General features: G+C 60.6%; 13 protein-coding genes and 1 tRNA gene. 9 read left to right on the top strand and 5 right to left on the bottom strand.

Annotated elements, in window-relative coordinates:
- Positions 1-80 precede the first annotated feature (80 nt).
- The 5 genes from HBO10_RS27300 (at position 81) to HBO10_RS27280 (ending at position 4464) form a co-directional block, all read left to right on the top strand.
- Positions 81-632 carry an RNA polymerase sigma factor gene (locus HBO10_RS27300; protein WP_034128106.1) on the top strand — a complete coding sequence of 184 codons (552 nt, stop codon included), beginning with the start codon at positions 81-83 and terminating at the stop codon, positions 630-632.
- Between the two features lie 235 nt (positions 633-867).
- Positions 868-944: transfer RNA gene (locus tag HBO10_RS27295), tRNA-Met, on the top strand.
- A 128-nt stretch (positions 945-1072) separates the two neighbouring features.
- Positions 1073-1852 (top strand): PhzF family phenazine biosynthesis protein, encoded by a 780-nt coding sequence (locus HBO10_RS27290; protein WP_034128107.1) that lies wholly within the window; start codon positions 1073-1075, stop codon positions 1850-1852.
- 38 nt (positions 1853-1890) lie between these two features.
- The gene (gene ggt / locus HBO10_RS27285) at positions 1891-3720 is read left to right on the top strand and encodes a gamma-glutamyltransferase (RefSeq protein ID WP_052199988.1); all 1830 of its coding nucleotides are present in this window, start codon (positions 1891-1893) and stop codon (positions 3718-3720) included.
- Positions 3721-3747: 27 nt separating this feature from the next.
- Positions 3748-4464 carry a polyphenol oxidase family protein gene (locus HBO10_RS27280; protein ID WP_034128109.1) on the top strand — a complete coding sequence of 239 codons (717 nt, stop codon included), beginning with the start codon at positions 3748-3750 and terminating at the stop codon, positions 4462-4464.
- Positions 4465-4549: 85 nt separating this feature from the next.
- On the opposite strand, the gene ddlA is transcribed toward HBO10_RS27280, so the two are convergent.
- Positions 4550-5644 (bottom strand): D-alanine--D-alanine ligase, encoded by a 1095-nt coding sequence (gene ddlA / locus HBO10_RS27275; protein WP_034128110.1) that lies wholly within the window; start codon positions 5642-5644, stop codon positions 4550-4552.
- 162 nt (positions 5645-5806) lie between these two features.
- Between ddlA and HBO10_RS27270 the strand changes: the two genes are divergently transcribed.
- Entirely contained in the window at positions 5807-6616 is an 810-nt protein-coding gene (locus HBO10_RS27270; protein WP_034128111.1) for an AraC family transcriptional regulator, read from the top strand.
- A 128-nt stretch (positions 6617-6744) separates the two neighbouring features.
- Here HBO10_RS27270 and HBO10_RS27265 read toward each other — a convergent pair whose 3' ends face one another.
- The 3 genes from HBO10_RS27265 to HBO10_RS27255 all read right to left on the bottom strand — a co-directional run bounded on the left by HBO10_RS27265 (position 6745) and on the right by HBO10_RS27255 (position 9126).
- On the bottom strand, positions 6745-7320 hold the full coding sequence (locus tag HBO10_RS27265; RefSeq protein ID WP_034128112.1) for a flavin reductase family protein: 576 nt from the start codon (positions 7318-7320) through the stop codon (positions 6745-6747).
- A gap of 60 nt (positions 7321-7380) precedes the next feature.
- Positions 7381-8697, bottom strand: a complete 1317-nt coding sequence (locus tag HBO10_RS27260) for a PAS domain-containing methyl-accepting chemotaxis protein (protein WP_169922174.1) — start codon at positions 8695-8697, stop codon at positions 7381-7383.
- 96 nt (positions 8698-8793) lie between these two features.
- The gene (locus HBO10_RS27255) at positions 8794-9126 is read right to left on the bottom strand and encodes a DUF2790 domain-containing protein (protein ID WP_014716799.1); all 333 of its coding nucleotides are present in this window, start codon (positions 9124-9126) and stop codon (positions 8794-8796) included.
- Between the two features lie 226 nt (positions 9127-9352).
- Between HBO10_RS27255 and HBO10_RS27250 the strand changes: the two genes are divergently transcribed.
- The 3 genes from HBO10_RS27250 to HBO10_RS27240 all read left to right on the top strand — a co-directional run bounded on the left by HBO10_RS27250 (position 9353) and on the right by HBO10_RS27240 (position 13071).
- Positions 9353-10672, top strand: a complete 1320-nt coding sequence (locus tag HBO10_RS27250) for an OprD family porin (protein ID WP_034128114.1) — start codon at positions 9353-9355, stop codon at positions 10670-10672.
- 336 nt (positions 10673-11008) lie between these two features.
- Positions 11009-11683: a heavy metal response regulator transcription factor gene (locus tag HBO10_RS27245; RefSeq protein WP_032893695.1), complete on the top strand. Its 675-nt coding sequence runs from the start codon at positions 11009-11011 to the stop codon at positions 11681-11683.
- A complete protein-coding gene (locus HBO10_RS27240) occupies positions 11680-13071 on the top strand; it encodes a heavy metal sensor histidine kinase (RefSeq protein WP_034128115.1) in 1392 nt (463 codons plus the stop codon). Before HBO10_RS27245 ends, HBO10_RS27240 begins: the two co-directional genes overlap by 4 nt.
- Positions 13072-13213: 142 nt before the next feature.
- On the opposite strand, the gene HBO10_RS27235 is transcribed toward HBO10_RS27240, so the two are convergent.
- Positions 13214-16357, bottom strand: a complete 3144-nt coding sequence (locus HBO10_RS27235; RefSeq protein WP_034128116.1) for a CusA/CzcA family heavy metal efflux RND transporter — start codon at positions 16355-16357, stop codon at positions 13214-13216.

The following is a 16357-nucleotide window of genomic DNA, read 5'->3' as shown; positions in this document are numbered from 1 at the left end:
GTGATTCTCCTTTGGCACAGGCAGTGCAAAAGAGGTAACCGCCGAAACTATTTCGACTGCGTCTACCTTAAGGAAAAATCATGAATATCCCTATTGAAGCCCTCGTTCACCTTGGTGGCAGTTCGCCTCAATTCATGCTCCATCTGACAGACGATCAACAGAAAAAACTTCGCCGTTTCATTCACAAACGGGTCCTGAACCCGGAAGACGCGGATGATCTTTTGCAATTGACTTACCTGGAGGCCTGGCGCAATCGCGAACGTTTCAGTGGTACCGCGACACTCAGCACCTGGATGTGCGGCATCGCACAGAACCTGATCCGCAATCACTTCCGGCGCCTGTATGCCAAGCCTGCACATTGCGAATTCGACGAGTCGCTGTGGCATGGCCATGAAGAAAACCACAGCCTGGACTGGGAGTTCGAAGTCAACCGGCGCTTGGAAAATACCCTGAGTGCGATTGACCACTTGCCGACCGAGATGCGCAGAACGCTGTACGCCTCGCTGGAAACCGACGGCAGTTACCAGGACACCGCCGACGTACTGGACATTCCTATCGGCACCGTGCGCTCGCGCCTGTCACGGGCCCGCGAACAGCTCAAGCGCGTCACCCACACCCCACTGCATCGGTAAGTTGAGTTAGCCAGTCATGTGTTGGGCGACAGGGATATCTGCCCAACACTGTCGGACATGGCCTGCGAGTAAACCTTCGAAAACGCCAAGCGCTTCCACTCCCCTCATCCACAACGCATTCGTCACCGCCCGTCGCCAAAACTAGGGCTTTGGCTTAAACAGTTGAAAGCGTAGAAAAAAATTCAACAAAAACGCTTGACGCATTGCCGTTCCAAGCGAATAATGCGCGCCACTTGGCTACATAGCTCAGTTGGTTAGAGCATAGCATTCATAATGCTGGGGTCCGGGGTTCAAGTCCCTGTGTAGCCACCAAGTACTAAAAACGGCTTACCGAAAGGTAGGCCGTTTTTTTATGCGCGCAAAAAACTCCCTAACTGTATTTTGACGCCCCCCTACCCCACTGTTAGTGTCCAGCCTCCCCTGAACACGGAGCGCCCCCGATGCAACTGGACATCTACCAAGTCGACGCTTTCAGCCACCATCCCTTCGGCGGCAACCCGGCAGCAGTGTGCCCGCTCACCGAGTGGCTGCCCGACGAGCAACTGCAGCAGATCGCGGCCGAGAATAATCTTTCGGAAACCGCGTTCTTTGTACCCCGTGGCGAGTTCTATGAGTTGCGCTGGCTCACGCCGGAAGTTGAGGTGGACCTGTGCGGCCATGCCACGTTGGCAGCCGCGTGGGTATTGATCCACAAATTGGCGGACGCCCCGCAGGTTCTGCGCTTTGCCACCCGTAGCGGCGAGTTGCGGGTAACGCGCAACGGCGATGAGCTGGCGATGGATTTTCCGGCAAAGAAACCCGAACGCTGCGAGCCGCCCCACGGCATGTTGAGTGCCCTGGGGCTTGAAACCGCCGAGGTGTTTGGCACCGACGACTATATTGTGCTGGTGGAAGATGAAGCGCAGGTAGCGACCCTCGCACCGGACTTTGCGCGACTCAAAGGCCTGCCTAAACGCGGTATTGCGGTGACCGCCAAGAGCACGCGGTTTGATTTTGTCTCGCGCTGGTTCGGCCCGAATGTGGGCGTCAATGAAGACCCGGTTACCGGCTCGGCGCACACCTCGCTGGCACCGTTCTGGGCCGAGCGCCTGGGCAAGCCGCAATTGAGCGCCGAACAAGGCGGCCAGCGTAAGGGCCAGTTGCGCTGTGAACTCCAGGGTGACCGGGTGATTATTTCCGGCAAGGCCGTGCTGTACATGCAAGGCACGATTTACCTGTAAAAAACGCAGTAGCCCAAGGACCACAGCACCTTCTCAACATGAACGGAGTTCAGCGCGTGTTTTTGATTTCCCGCCGCAGCCTGACAGTCATCGCCGCAACCCTGGCCCTCGCAGCCTGCCACACGCCCGTCAACGAACAGCCTGCGGCGCCAGAGCTGGGTTCGGGCTATCGCACCGACCTGAGCACCCGCCACGCCGAGCGCCATATGGCCGCCGCCGCCAACCCACTGGCCGCTGAAGCCGGGCGTGAAATGCTGCGTCAAGGCGGCTCAGCCATTGATGCGGCGATTGCCATGCAAGCGGTATTGACTCTGGTGGAACCGCAATCGTCCGGCATCGGCGGCGGTGCATTCATCATGCTGTGGGATGGACAACAGGTGCAGGCTTATGACGGCCGTGAAACAGCACCGGCCGGGGCGACAGAGCGTCTGTTCCTGAAGGCCGACGGTACGCCGATGGCGTTCACGGATGCGCAGATTGGCGGGCGCTCGGTGGGTACGCCGGGCGTACTGCGCGCCCTGGAGATGGCGCACAAAAAGAGCGGCCACCTGCAATGGGCCAAGCTGTTCGAGCCGGCAATTCGTCTGTCGGAGCAAGGCTTTGCCATTTCCCCACGCTTGCATAGCTTGATCGCCGCTGACCGCTTTATCGCGCAATCACCCGACATGGCGGCGTACTTCCTGAATGCCGACGGCTCGCCAAAAGCCACCGGTACACGATTGAAAAACCCGGCACTGGCCGCGGTGTTCAAGCGCATCGCCAAGGAAGGGCCGGATGCTCTATACCAAGGCCCGATTGCCGATGAAATCGCACGCAAGGTACAGGGCCATCGCAATGCCGGCAGCCTGTCCCAGGCCGACCTCAAGGGCTACGCCGCCAAGCAGCGCGCACCGCTGTGCACCGACTACAAACAATGGAAGGTCTGCGGCATGCCACCGCCGTCCTCGGGCGGGATTGCCGTGGCGCAGATCCTGGGGACATTGCAGGCGCTGGAAACCCGCGACCCACGCCTGGCCATCGCCCCCATGACACCGGTCAAGAGTGTTTCGCCGGCCGGGCTTGAGCCGACACCCGAGGCCGTGCACCTGCTCGCCGAAGCCGGGCGCCTGGCCTTTGCCGACCGCGCGCTGTACGTGGCCGATGCAGACTTCACCCCCGTCCCGGTCGCCGGCCTCGTCGCGCCAGGTTACCTGGCACAACGCGCCACGCTGATCGGCGAGCGCAGCATGGGCATCGCCAAGCCCGGCCAACCCGCCGGTATTCAGGTGGCGTACGCACCAGACCGCTCGCCGCTGCGCATCTCCACCTCACAGGTGGTGGCGGTGGACGACCAGGGCGGCGCCGTGTCGATGACCACCACGGTTGAAGCGGCATTCGGCTCTCATGTGATGGTCCAGGGCTTTTTGCTCAACAACCAGATGACCGACTTCTCGTTCATCCCCGCAGAAAACGGCCAGCCTGTGGCCAACCGCGTACAACCGGGTAAACGCCCACGCTCGGCCATGGCGCCAACCCTGGTGTTCGACCGCAAGACAGGCGAACTGCTGGCTACCGTCGGCTCCCCCGGCGGCTCGCAGATCATCGAGTACGTGAGTAAATCCCTGGTGGCCATGCTCGACTGGAAGCTCGACCCGCAGGCGGCCATCAGCCTGCCTAACTTCGGCAGTCGCAATGGTGCTACCGAGTTGGAAGCTGGGCTGTTCAGCCCGGCGCTGAAACAGGTGCTCAAGGACAAGGGCCACGCCCTGAGCGAGATCGAGATGACCAGCGGCGTGCAGGCCATCGGGCGCACACGGGATGCCCAGGGCAAGGTGTCGCTGGACGGCGGCGCCGACCCTCGGCGTGAAGGCGAGGCGTTGGGCGACTAGGGTGTTTTGATCAAAGGAGAATGCACGGTGCACCAAGCCCATAACCTCAATGCCCTCCCCGGCGTGGATCACGGTTTTTGCTCGATTGACGATCCGCTTCGCCCCGATGGGGTGTTTATTTGCAAACAGGTGCACAGCGCGTCAGTGATCGAGTGGCAGCCGGGTCAGCCGGCCAACACGAATGAGGCTGACGGGGTGTTCACCCGCAGCCGACAGCCGATTGCGGTCATCACTGCCGATTGTTTGCCCATTCTGATCGCGGGCGGTGAGTCGGTAGCAGCCATTCATGGCGGCTGGAAGGGCTTGCAGCGTGGGATCATCGGCAATGCCGTGCAGCGCTTCATAGATGACGGCATTACTGTGGACCAATTGCGGGTGGCGATAGGGCCGTCGATCAAACCGTGCTGCTATGAGGTGAGCGCAGCGTTTATTGCCGAGCGCCAGGTCGATCAAGGCCACCTGTGGCAGCACGGCCAGGCACCCTGGAGCGTTGAGCAACCGGCGCCTCTACAGCCCCCGCGCATTCCACCGCCCCACGCCAGGCAAACGGGAAGTGCCTGGTTTGATTTGAGCGGGTATGGGCTGCTGTTGCTGCACGCGGCGGGGGTCAAGCGCGAGCAGATCGAGGTGAGTGACGTGTGCACTTATTGCACGTCGCCGACGTTTGCCAGCTATCGCAGGAGGACGCATCACTTGGAGGAGCCGAAGACGTTGATCTATTCGTGGATTGCTCGTACAAACTAACGGTCAAACCTTACTCTTGTGGCGAGGGAGCTCGCTCCCTTGCCACAGTTGCTCACCAGCCGTTGAGTCGAGCGCCCCCAAACAATCAGCGATTGCTCTTCAACCCCTTGCGACTCGCATGTCGCTCCAACGCCAACTCAATCAACCGGCTCACCAACTCGCTGTAGCTCATGCCCGCCGCCTGCCACAGCTTGGGGTACATGCTGATGCGGGTAAAACCGGGCAGTGAGTTGATCTCGTTGATCAGCACTTCGCCGTCCTGCGTCAGGAACACATCCACCCGCGCCAACCCGGCGCAGCCCAACACTTCAAACGCCTCAATGGCCAGGCTGCGAATCCGTTCGCTGGCTTCGTGACTGATCGCCGCCGGCACCACCACCTGAGCAGCCTGGCCATCGATGTATTTGCTGTCGTAGGAATAGAAACCACTGCTCACCACGATCTCGCCACAACCGCTGGCGATGGGCTCGTCATTGCCCAGCACGGCGCATTCGATCTCACGGCCCTGGACGGCGGACTCCACCAGCACCTTCTCATCAAACCCCAACGCCAGTTCAACGGCAGCGCGGTACTCAGCTTCGCTGCCGACTTTGCTTACCCCCACCGACGAACCCTGGTTGGCGGGCTTGACGAACATCGGCACACCGAGCTTGCCAGCGGCCGTTTCAAACGAGGTGCGCGCCGCATTAGCTCGCGTAAGGGTGATGAACGGCGTGACCGCAATACCCGCGTCGCGCAGCAAGCGCTTGCTGATGTCTTTGTCCATGCACACCGCCGAGCCGAGCACGTCGGAGCCGACGAAGGGCAAGTCGGCCATACGCAGCAAACCTTGCAGGCAGCCGTCTTCGCCGAGGGTGCCGTGGACAATCGGGAAGATCACGTCGATGTGTTCCAGCATGCCCTGCCCGGAGGTTTCCACCACTTGCTGGCTGGCCTTGCCGGGCACCACGGCCAATTCACGGTTGGACTGGTTGAGGGCGATGAGCGCCGGGTTTTCCTGGTTGAGCAGGAAGTTCGAGGTGTCATTAAGGTGCCAGTGACCGGCCTTGTCGATACCGATCAAAACCGGCTCGAAGCGTGAGCGATCAAGGGCATCGACAATGTTGCGCGCCGATTGCAGCGAGACCTCGTGCTCAGCCGAACGGCCACCAAAAATAATCCCTACCCGCACCTTGCTCATGACCCGGCCTCACTGTTGAAAGTAAGGCTTCTTACCATGGGTGGTTAGCGATTCGCTACCCGATGTGCATTGCCCCACACCTGCACAATCGTACAAGACCCCGGCAGACAACCGGTGCAGACTCAGTTAACGTGTTTCCACTTCCTTTTGTGACAAGTCACCATGGGCAACCCCATCCACTCCCTCGACTGGCTGCACCGCGCGCCCCACGCCAGTGGCCTGGACCGTATCGAGGCGTACTTTGCCGGCTTCGCCTTCGACCCTCATCGCCATGACACGTACGCCATCGGGCGCACGTTGTTCGGCGTACAGAGTTTTCATTATCGCGGCGGCACAACCCACAGCCTGCCCGGCACCACCATGGTGATCCACCCCGATGAAACCCATGACGGCCGTGCCGGCAGCGATGAAGGCTTCAAGTACCGGATGATCTATGTGGAGCCGGCGCTGATCCAGCAGATCCTCGGTGGGCAGCCGTTGCCGTTTATCCCCGGCGGCTTGTCCACCGACCCACGGCTGCACCGCGCCAGCGAAGTGTTGCTGCAAAGCCTGGATTGCCCGATTGACCCGATGCAAGAGCAAGACGCCCTGTTCGACCTGGCCCACGCGCTGAGCGCTGCGTCCGGGGCCATCATCCGCCGTAAATCCTTCGACTACATCGCGGCCGAACGCGCCCGTGAATTCATCCACAGCGCCCTGGGCCGCAGCATCACCCTGGATGAAATTGCCGACCACGCCGGCCGCGACCGGTGGGCGTTATCGCGGGATTTTCGTTTGTTATTCGGCACCAGCCCCTACCGCTACCTGACCATGCGCCGACTGGACCTGGTGCGCCACTTGTTGGCCCAGGGCCAATCGTTGGTGGATGCGGCGATGACCGCAGGCTTCACCGACCAAAGCCACATGACCCGCCAATTTCGCAGCACCTACGGCATGCCGCCATCGCGTTGGGTGAAAATGCTCGGACGCTGAGTACTGGGTTGGACTGTGGGAGCTGGCTTGCCTGCGATGCAGACACCTCGGTAAATCAGGTACACCAAGATGATGCCATCGCAGGCAAGCCAGCTCCCACAGTTGATCTTCGTGGCTTTGCGCCTCTGTCAGAGCTGGCGCCCGACAATCGGTTGGCCAATGGCCAGGAAATTCCCGCCCGCCACATGGTGCAACGTGCGCAGTTCATCATGCCCTTCAAAATGCCAGCGGCCCTCGCTGAATACCCGCTCATCAGCATAGGCCGCGACCACTTCGCCCAGGAACAGGTCATAGGCCTGCTGATTATGCGGCTCGGGCAGCAGGCGGCATTCCAGCCAAGCCACGCAGCCTTCCAGCATCGGCGCCTCGGTGTGCTCACCGCTGAAAGTGTGCAGGCCGTAGGCTGCGAATTTGTCGGTTTCAGCACCGCGGGTGTTGCCCACCGTTTGCACCAGATCAGCCTGTGCGGCACAAGGCACTTGCAGTACGAAGGTGCCGGCGCCTTCAAGTAGCTGACGGGTCCAGGTGGCCTTGTCGAGCACCACCGCGACTTTCGGTGGTTCGAAATCCAACGGCATGGCCCAGGCAGCAGCCATGATATTGCGCTGGCCGTTGTGGGCTGCACTCACCAACACGGTCGGCCCGTGGTTGAGCAAACGGTAAGCCTTGGACAATGGGACGGGGCGACGGAACGTAGGGCTCATGGTCGATCAGCTCTGCAAGCGAGAAAAGACCTACGATACCTCAAGCACAAGCCCGACAGGTCAGCTCGACAGCTGATTGGCAAACTGCCCGACCGCACTCACTACTTTTTGCGCACCGTCCTGAATTTCGACGATCACGGTACCCGCCTCCGCCGCCAGGGCCAGGCCCTGCTCGGCTTGCGCACGACCGTCGGCCATCAAGGCCACCGCGTCGCGGGCCATGTCCTGGTTCTGGCGCACCACACCAACAATTTCCTCGGTGGCTTTGCTGGTACGTGACGCCAATTGCCGTACTTCATCGGCCACCACCGCAAAGCCACGCCCCTGCTCACCGGCACGCGCCGCTTCGATGGCGGCGTTGAGCGCCAGCAGGTTGGTTTGCTCGGCAATGCCGCTGATGGTCTTGACGATGCTGCCGATCACTTGGGACTGGGCATTCAACGCCTCGATGCCTTCACCGGCCTGTTGCATGTGCTGGGCCAGGTCGCGCATAACGTCCACGGCCTGGGTGACCACGGTGGTGCCGCGCTGGGCGCTGTCGTCGGTTTGCAAAGAGGTGCTGTAGGCAATATTGGCGGCCTCGGCCACTGCCTGCTCGCGGTTGACCTGATCGGTAATGACCGTGGCGAACTTGACCACTTTGTACAGCCGCTCATTGGCGTCCAGCACCGGGTTGTAGGTGGCCTCCAACCACACCAGGCGGCCGTGGCTGTCCACACGTTTGAAGCGCGCGGCGACGAACTCACCGGCGTTCAGGCGCTTCCAGAACTGTTGGTATTCGGCACTGTTGTATTCCTGTGGCTCACAGAACATACGGTGATGCTTGCCTTCGATCTGCGCCAGGCTGTATCCCATGGCGCCGAGGAAGCGGTCATTGGCAGTGAGTACATGCCCCTCCAGGTCGAACTCGATCAACGCGGTGGAACGCATCAGTGCAGTGATCAGGTTTTCATGTTCACGCGAGCTCTCGATGGTGCGGGTAAGGTCGCTGGAAAAAATCGAAAACTGCTTGATGCGCCCCTCCGAACTGCGCACCGGCTGCACGATTGAGCGCAACCAGGCTTCCTTGCCATTGCCGCGCATCAGGCGTACGGCGCCGGCAAAGTGTTCGCCGCGGGCCAGCGCGTGCTTGAAGCGCAGTTGGAACTCGTCCTGGCGCACATGTGCCGGCGCCAGGTCTTCGATAGCACGCCCGACAATCTCGCCCAGCGAATAAGCCAGTTCCTGCAGGAAGTTGGCATTGGCCCACTCCACACGGCCTTCAGGGTCCAGTGTCAGGCAGAGCATTTCGCTTTCCAGGCTCTCTTTCACCTGGAGCAAGCTCGACAATTCTTCGCGCAGAGCGGTCAGCTCCTGCTTCAGGCGGGTATTGAACATGGGGCACCGTTAGGCAAGTGAGGTAGGTGTACTCACTTGCATCGGCGCTGCCGGGGTTTTCTGAAGAGCGCTTGAGCCCAGGGCCGAACTATATTTTCAACCGCCATTGTTACGGCATACGCCCATGACCTGATATTCCAGGGTATTGAGCTTGCCGCTGGAGTCTTCGTAGGTCATGCGCGACGGTACGGCGTTGCACGAGCGGATCGGCGGCGTCACGTTGACGACCTTGGCAATGTCCAGGTCCATGCCATAGCGGTACGCCTGGACCTCAGGCACCGGCTTGCCTTTTTTGATGGCGTACGCGGCCATGGCTTTCTCATTGCGCTCCATCATCAGGGCAAAGGTGCGATCCCCACCCCCTTCGGCCAGTGCGCCGAATGACAACACAGCCGTTAATACAGCCAAACCTGCTTTATAAAAGTTCATCGCGGTTTCCTCGACTGAAAAGTTCAGTGTCGAGATTAACCAACCCACCCTGACGCCAGGTTCACCAGAACATTACTTATTTGTTAGATGGCCGTTAGTTTCCAGAATTGTAATCTTCGCGCCATGCAGCTGTTATCCCTCGTTTGCAACTATCAGCCAGGGCCAGATCAATAAAAACGCCCGCCTCTATAAGAAGCCGATAACTGCCATCACCGAGGAGCGCATCATGAGCATTCGTCATTACACCCTTCCCTTTTCACTGATGGCTGCACTGCCCATGGCCGCCTTGGCGGTGGAGGACAAGCCCGAAGGTTTTATCGAGGGCAGCCGCATCAACGTGCTGGCACGCAATTTCTACTTCAACCGCGATGACCGCAAAGGCCAGTCCAGCCCCACTGGTAATGGTTACTCCGAAGCCTGGGCCCAGGGCTTCATCGGCAAATTCGAATCCGGTTTTACCCAGGGCACCGTGGGTTTTGGCCTGGACGCGTTCGCCATGTACGGCCTCACACTTGACTCGGGCAGCGGCCGCAGCGGCGGCAAAGGCTCGTTCGGCGTGCTGCCGGTGAACAGCGACAACCAACCGGAAAACAGCTACAGCAAAATCGGCGGCGCGGCGAAACTGCGCGTGCTGGACACCGTGATCAAGGCCGGCGACGTGTTCCCACTCACCCCGGTGGTGGCCTACGGCGACTCTCGCCTGTTGCCCGAGAGCTTTCGCGGCGTCACCCTGCAAAACACCAGTCTGGAAGGCTTGAGCCTGCAAGGCGGGCGCCTGAGCGGCATGAGCCAGCCCAGTGAAAGCGGCATGAACAAAGGCTTTGCCACCTTCTATGCAGGCAAGGTCGACTCGCCCTGGATCGCCTACTTCGGCGGTGACTACCAGCTCAACAGCCATCTGGGCTTTAGCCTGTACAGCAGCCGCTTGAAGGACGCCTGGGATCAGTACTACTTCGGCAGCAATGCCAATTACGCATTGACCGACGACGTGTCATTGTTCGGCGACTTCAACTACTACAAGGCCGTGGACGAAGGCCAGAAACGGCTCGGCGAGTTCGACAACAACATCTGGAGCGCCAGGCTCGGGGTCAAGGTCGGTGCCCACAGCGTGGCCGTGTCGCACCAGCGTAACAACGGCGACGATGACTTCGACTACCTGCGCCAATCAGACTCGATCTTCCTCAATAACTCGATCCAGTACAGCGACTTCAACGCGCCCAAGGAGCGCTCATGGATGGTGCGCTACGACCTGGACATGCAAGCGTTCGGCATTCCCGGCTTGTCGTTCATGACCCGCTACGGCAAAGGCACCGGCGCCGACTATAGCAACGCCAATGCCGTGTATATGCGCCGCGATGCAGCGGGTAACCCCTTGACCGATCAACGCCGCTGGGAACGGGATATCGAGGCCAAATACGTGGTGCAAAGTGGGCGTTTGAAGGATTTGTCCCTGCGCTTGCGCCAGGCCACCGTGCGCTCCAGTGCGTTTGAATCAGACCTGGAAGAAGTTCGTCTGATTGCCGAATACCCATTGGTCGTGCTGTAGCCCTTACATTCGCTCGCGATTAACTAACATCTGTTCACAAATAGCCAGTTATCAAAATTGTAATATTGGCCTCAGCTTCTCGTTAAGTGGAACTTTCTATACTCGCTTCAACTTATTCACCCGAGCACATTCATCTCTGAAGCTTTTGTGTAGCTCCTTTGGAAAGAGATGAATTTTTAACGCCCCGCTTGGGGCGTTTTTTTTGCCTGCGACACATGCGACCGACGGTCGCAGTTGACCCTAAAGCTACTTTAGCCTTCAGACTTTTCCCACTTCCGAACCCGCCGCCATAGGGACATGGGCGCCTTCTCTCCCCTAATTCAAGAGGTAACCCCCATGCGTATTCTTGTGGTTGAAGACGAGCAGAAAACCGCCGACTACCTGCAACAGGGCCTGAACGAAAGTGGCTACGTGGTCGACTGCGCCGCCAATGGTATCGACGGCCTGCACCTGGCCGGGCAACACGCCTATGAACTGGTGATTCTGGACGTGAACCTGCCGGGCAAGGATGGCTGGCAAGTACTGGAAGAACTGCGCCGCAACGGCACCCAGCGCGTGATGATGCTCACCGCCCGTGGCCGGCTGGCTGACAAGATCAAGGGCCTGGACATGGGCGCCGACGATTATCTGGTCAAGCCGTTCGAGTTTCCCGAACTGCTGGCCCGCGTGCGCACCTTGATGCGTCGCAGCGAGCACATTCCACAGCCGGAAGTGTTCCGCGTCTCGGACCTGGAACTGGACCCGCGCCGCCACCGCGCTTATCGCGGCACCCGGCGCATCGACCTGACCACCAAGGAGTTCGCGCTGTTGCAAGTGCTGATGCGCCAGGCCGGGGAAGTGCTGACCCGTACGCAGATTATTTCCCTGGTGTGGGACATGAATTTCGACTGCGACACCAACGTGGTCGAAGTCTCCATCAGCCGCCTGCGCGCCAAGGTGGATGACCAGAGCGAGGTCAAGCTGATCCACACTATTCGCGGCGTAGGCTACGTGCTGGAAGCGCGCCCATGAAGACCGGCAGCCTGTCGATGCGCCTGGGCCTGACGGTCAGCCTGATGGGCGCGGGCCTGGTGTTGCTGCTGGCGACCCTGGCCTACCTGGCCCTCACCCATGAGCTGGAAAAACTCGCGCGAAAAAACCTGGAAAGCAAGATGGAACAGATCCAGCACAGCCTGGCCCTGGGCCTGGACGCCCATGCCATCCGCGCCCGCCCGCACTCGCTGATGGACCTGGTGATCGGCCACGACAATTTCCACCTGACCATCGTCGGCACCGCGCCCGATAACAGCGTGCTGCTGAACGTCGGCAGCAAGCCCCAGGAACCACTGCTCACCGACTTCAAGCCACGGGAAACCCTGGGCTACCTCAATTGGGTCGACAGCTACGGCAACCAGGTACTCAGTGCCTCCAGCTTGATGCGCCTGGCCAACGGTGAACGTGTGCGGGTGCTGCTGTCCCTGGACCGCATGGACGACCAGGCATTGCTCAGTGCCTACCTGCGCGCCACGCTGATTGCGCTGCCGCTACTGCTGATACTGATTGGCATGGGCGCCTGGTGGCTGGTTCAACGGGGCCTGGCGCCGTTGAAGCAGTTCAGCCAGGTGGCGGCGAAAGTCACCACCCAGGACCTCACCCATCGCTTGTCTGTGGACAACCTGCCCCACGAACTGGGTGAACTGGCCCACGGCATCAACGTGATGCTTGACCGCCTGGATGCCGGGGTGCAGCAACTCTCGCAATTCTCCGATGACCTGGCCCACGAACTGCGCGCACCCTTGACCAACCTCATGGGCAAGGCCCAGTTGACCCTGTCGCGTCAGCGCCCGCCGCAGGAATATAAGGCGGTGCTGGAATCCAACACCGAAGAGCTCGAACGCCTGGCGCGGATTGTCAGCGACATGCTGTTTCTGGCGCAGGTCAGCCACCCGGCGGCGCGGGCCTCATTCACCGAGGTGTCCCTGGCGCAGGAAGCCCAGCGGGTGATGGAGTTGTTTGCCCTGAGTGCCGAAGATAAAGGCGTCACCCTGAGCCTGCGCGGCGATGCCTGGGTGACCGGCGACCGCCTGATGATCCAGCGGGCGATTTCCAACTTGCTCTCCAATGCCATTCGCCACACACCCGAGGCCTCTACCGTGTTGCTGTTGGTGGAGACCTACGAGCAGAGCGTATCGCTGTCGGTGGGCAACCCGGGGCGAGGCATTGAAGCGCACCACCTGCCGCACCTGTTCGAACGTTTCTACCGCGCCGACAGCAGCCGTACCCGTGCAGAGGGCGGCACCGGGCTGGGGCTGGCCATCGTGAAATCGATCATGCATATGCATCAGGGGCATGCTCATGTCACCAGCCAGCCTGGGCGTTTTACGCGGTTCAGCCTGGTGTTTCCTTCAAAGCCAGCCTAGGCCCAATGTAGGAGCGAGCTTGCTCGCGAAAAACGTCAACGATAACGCGTGTTACTGAATAAACGCGGCGCCTGTGGGTTTTTCGCGAGCAAGCTCGCTCCTACAGAGGGTAAGCCCGCACATTGCGGCGTTTTCACGGTTGTCAGGCGAGCTCTTCTTCGCGGCGATGAGCCCACTGATACAACGCCGGCAGCACCAGCAAGGTCAGCAAAGTCGAAGAAATAATCCCGCCAATCACCACCGTCGCCAATGGACGCTGCACTTCAGCGCCGGTGCCGGTGGCGAGTGCCATGGGGATAAACCCGAGGGACGCCACCAGCGCGGTCATCAGTACCGGGCGCAAGCGGGTCAACGCGCCTTCGTGGATCGCCACCGATAACGAGCGGCCTTCCTCGCGCAGGTTTCGGATGAAGGCGATCATCACCAGGCCATTAAGCACCGCGACGCCCGACAAGGCGATAAAGCCCACACCCGCCGAAATCGACAGCGGAATATCACGCAGCCACAAGGCCATGATCCCGCCGGTGAGCGCGAAGGGGATGCCGGTAAACACCAGCAGGCCGTCCTTGAGGTTGTTGAACATCATGAACAGCAACCCGAACACCAACAGCAACGCTACCGGCACCACGATGCGCAAGCGTTCGGAAGCCTCCTTCAACTGTTCGAACTGGCCGCCCCAGGTGGTCCAGTAACCGGCAGGGACTTTCACCTGGGTAGTGATGGCGGCTTCGGCCTCCTCGACAAACGAGCCGATATCGCGCCCGCGCACGTTGGCGCTGACGATCACCAGGCGCTTGCCGTTCTCGCGGCTGATCTGGTTGGGGCCCAGCACCAGGTCGAGGCTGGCAACCTGGGACAAGGCGATAAAGCCCAACTGCCCCGAGGTACTACTCGCCAGCGCCGGTACCGGGATCAACAGCCGTGACAAGCCGTCGATATCGGTGCGCAACGTGTCGGACAAGCGCACCACCATGTCAAAACGCCGATCACCCTCGTACAGCGTACCGGCCTGGCGCCCACCGACAGCGACGGCGATGGTGTCCTGCACATCACCCACATTCAGGCCGAAGCGAGCGGCCTTGTCGCGGTCGATATTGATGGTCAGCACCGGCAGGCCGGAGGTCTGTTCCACCTTCACTTCCGAGGCGCCGTTGAGCTTCTGCAAGGTCTCGGCGATTTCCCCGGCAGTCTGGTTGAGCACCGCCATATCATCGCCGAACACCTTCACCGCCACATCGCTGCGCACTCCGGAAATCAGCTCGTTGAAGCGCAACTGGATCGGCTGCGAGAGCTCATACACGCTGCCCGGCACAATCGCGCTGGCCCGTTGGATATCGGCGATGATTGCCTCGCGGGACTTCTTCGGGTTCGGCCATTGGTCCTTGGGCTTGAGCATCACGTAGCTGTCGGAAATATTCGGCGGCATCGGGTCGGAGGCGATTTCCGCCGTACCGGTGCGCGCAAACACCCGCTCGATTTCCGGCACTTGGGCCAGTAAGGTTTTTTCCAGTTGCTGCTGCATCTGCACTGATTGGGTCAGGCTGGTGCCAGGCACACGCAGCGCCTGTTGGGCAAAGTCACCTTCGCTGAGGCTGGGGATAAATTCACTGCCCATGCGGCTGGCGACCAACCCCGACACGACGATGGTCAGTGCGGCCAGGCCGAACACCAGGGGCCGACGCACCATCACCCAGTTGAGCACCGGGTCATACACCCGACGCGCACTGCGCATGACGAAGTTTTCTTCTTCCTTGACCTTGCCGGTGACGAACAACGCAATCGCCGCCGGTACGAAGGTCACCGACAGAATCATCGCGCCGAGCAAGGCAATCACCACGGTGAAGGCCATGGGGTGGAACATCTTCCCGGCCACGCCCGTGAGAGCGAAGATCGGCAGGTACACCACCATGATGATCAACTGCCCGAAGATCAGCGCGCGTCGTGCCTCCTTGGCCGCGGCGAACACTTCGTGCAGGCGTTCACTGCGGGTCAGCAACCGGCCGTGGCGCTGCTGTGCGTGGGCCAGACGGCGGATGGCGTTCTCGACGATCACCACCGCACCGTCAACGATAATGCCGAAGTCCAGCGCGCCCAGGCTCATCAGGTTGGCGCTGACTTTGTTGGTGAACATGCCGGTGAAGGTGAACAGCATCGCCAGCGGAATCACCATTGCCGTGATCAGCGCCGCACGGATGTTGCCCAGAAACAGAAACAACACCGCCACCACCAGCAACGCACCTTCGAAGAGGTTTTTCTTCACCGTGGCGATGGCTTTTTCCACCAGGTTGGTGCGGTCGTAAACAGTGACCGCCACCACGCCTTCGGGCAGCGAGCGGTTGATCTCCTCAAGCTTTTTCGCCACCGCCTGGGACACGCTGCGGCTGTTCTCGCCGATCAACATGAACACCGTGCCCAGCACCACCTCACGGCCATTTTCGGTGGCGGCGCCGGTACGCAGCTCACGACCAATGTCGACCTGGGCCACATTGCGCACGCGGATCGGCGTGCCGTCCGAGGAGGTGATGACAATGTTGGCGATGTCGTCGATAGACGCCACCTGGCCCGGCGCGCGGATCAACAACTGTTCGCCGCTGCGCTCGATATAGCCGGCGCCGACGTTGGCGTTGTTGCGCTCCAGCGCCGTGACCAAATCGTTGAGGGTCAGGTTGTAAGCGGCCAGGCGCTTGGGGTCTGGCGCAATCTGATATTCCTTGGCGAAGCCGCCGATGGTATTGATCTCGGCCACGCCTGGCACGTTGCGCAGTTGCGGCTTGATGATCCAGTCCTGGATCACCCGCAGGTCGGTGGGGGTGTAAGGCGTACCGTCCTCTTTGCGCACACCGTCCTCGGCTTCGACGGTCCACAGGAAAATTTCCCCAAGGCCAGTGGAAATCGGCCCCATCGCGGTTTCGATGCCGTCAGGCAATTGCTCACGGGCCACTTGCAGGCGTTCGTTGACCAATTGGCGGGCGAAGAACAGGTCGGTGCCGTCCTTGAAAATCACCGTGACCTGGGACAAACCGGAACGCGACAGCGATCGCGTCTGCTGCAGGCCCGGTAGGCCGGCCATGGCGGTTTCGATGGGAAAGGTGACGCGCTGCTCGGTTTCCAGCGGCGAAAAACCGGCCGCCGCCGAGTTGATCTGCACCTGTACGTTGGTGATGTCAGGCACTGCGTCGATGGGCAGTTTCTGATAGCTGGCGATGCCGACACCGGCCATCAACAGCACCGCCAGCAACACGATGATGCGCTGCTCGATGGCAAATTGGATAAGGCGCTCAAACAT

Origin of the sequence: Pseudomonas sp. WS 5503 (genome assembly GCF_012985385.1) — a bacterium.
Taxonomy (GTDB): Bacteria; Pseudomonadota; Gammaproteobacteria; order Pseudomonadales; family Pseudomonadaceae; genus Aquipseudomonas; species Aquipseudomonas paracarnis.
This window is presented reverse-complemented; position numbering and strand designations above follow the sequence as displayed.